The organism is Sphingomonas sp. (assembly GCF_036387595.1).
GTDB lineage: Bacteria > Pseudomonadota > Alphaproteobacteria > Sphingomonadales > Sphingomonadaceae > Sphingomonas.
Genome location: NZ_DASVTL010000012.1, coordinates 1 through 1830 on the forward strand (window position 1 = coordinate 1; position 1830 = coordinate 1830).

Here is a 1830-nt window from a genome sequence, read left to right on the forward strand (position 1 = left end):
GGCGTTCGACGGCAGATCCCTGGCGGTGCGCTGTTCCTCGACCAGTCGTTCGGCGGGGAGCGCGCGCAGCGCGGCGAGCGTGGGTGCGCCGATGCGCTGCGCGAACGCCGCTCCCATGGCTTCGGACTGCGCCAGCGTCGGTGGCGTCCTGCTCTGCAGCACCGCGCCGCTTTCGCCGATCGCGCCCGCGATGTTGCCGCGCGATAGCGGTGACGCCATCAGCGCGCTGACCGACATCGAGCCCGCGGATTCGCCCGCGATCGTGATCCGCGCGGGATCGCCGCCGAACGCAGCGACGTTGCGCTTGACCCAGGCGATCGCCGCCGCCTGATCGAGCAGCCCGTAATTGCCCGACGCGCGGTGCGGCGACTGCGCGGTGAGTTCGGGATGCGCCATCGATCCGAACACACCGAGCCGGTAGTTCATCGTCACCACGACGATCCCCCGCTTGGCCAGCGCGGCGCCGTCGTAACGCTTTTCCGATCCGTCGCCGGCCTGGAACCCGCCGCCATAGACATAGACGAGCACCGGCAGCTTGGTCCGTGCGGGCCGGTCGAGCGCGGCGGGAGTCCAGACGTTGAGGTAGAGGCAATCCTCGCTCACGCCGGGCGAGCGGAACATCATGTCGGAATAAAGCGGCAGCTGCATGCACCGCGCGGCGAAGCTCTTGGCGGGGCGAACGCCGCTCCAGGGTGCGATCGGCTGCGGCTCCCGCCAGCGCAGATCGCCGACCGGCGGTGCGGCGAAGGGGATGCCGCGGAAGCTGCGGACCGAGGCATCGCGCTCGTCTACCGTGCCGGCCAGCTTGCCCCCCTCGACCGCGACGGTCGGGTCGCCCGCCGCCAGGGCCGGCGTGGCGCAGAGGGCCGCCAGGGCGACCAACGAACCGAGCTTCCGCATCATGCAATCCTCATCCGCCACGCACGGAGAGCCCGCGCCGTCGTTCTTGTCGACACGGACCCTATTGGCCGGTCGCGGCGACGGTCAAGCCATCGTGCGCGCCGGGCCGACGGGCTTGATGCGTTGGCGTACCGGTTTTTACGGCTATGGTGCAGCCGACGAAAAACGGCGGACGCGGGAGAGTGCATGTCGGGTACATGGTCGAAGATCGGGTTGGCCTCGCTCATGCTGACGCTCGGCAGCGCCGCGCCGGGCCAGCAGGCGCGGGTCGCGCAGGCACAGGCCAAGCCAGGCGCGAACCCGATCATCCGCGACAAGTTCACCGCCGATCCCGCGCCTCTCGTGGTCGGTGATCGGCTTTACCTCTATGTCGGGCATGACGAGGCGCAGCGCGACGAGATGTTCAACATGCGCGAATGGCTGGTCTATTCGACGACGGACATGAAGACCTGGACCGATCATGGGCCGATCATGAAGGTCGCGGACTTCAAATGGGCGAAGCAGGATGCGTGGGCGTCGCAGGCGATCCGCAAGAACGGCCGCTACTGGTTCTACGCCGCTGTCGAGCATGACGGCACCCATCCGGGCAAGGCGATCGCGGTGGCGGTGTCGGACAGCCCGACCGGGCCGTTCGTCGACGCCAAGGGATCGGCGCTGATCACCAACGAGATGACGCCCAAGGGCACACATAGCTGGGAGGACATCGACCCCACGGTGCTCACCGACAGCGACGGCACGACCTGGATCGCGTGGGGCAACCGGCAATGCTATATCGCGCGGCTGAAGCCCAACATGATCGAGATCGACGGTCCGATCACCGAGATCACGCCGCCGCATTTCGAGGAGGGACCGTGGCTGCACAAGCGCGGCGCGCTCTATTACCTGACCTATGCCTCGCTCGATCGCGCCAAGCACCGCGACGAGCGCGTC

General features: G+C 68.3%; 2 protein-coding genes. One reads left to right on the forward strand and one right to left on the reverse strand.

Annotated elements, in window-relative coordinates; translation table 11 throughout:
* The coding region (locus VF643_RS00680; RefSeq protein ID WP_331041437.1) for a carboxylesterase/lipase family protein at positions 1 to 903 on the reverse strand (903 nt) is incomplete at its 3' end.
* A gap of 183 nt (positions 904 to 1086) precedes the next feature.
* On the opposite strand from VF643_RS00680, the gene VF643_RS00685 reads away from it, so the two are divergent.
* The coding region (locus VF643_RS00685) for a family 43 glycosylhydrolase (RefSeq protein WP_331041438.1) at positions 1087 to 1830 on the forward strand (744 nt) is incomplete at its 3' end.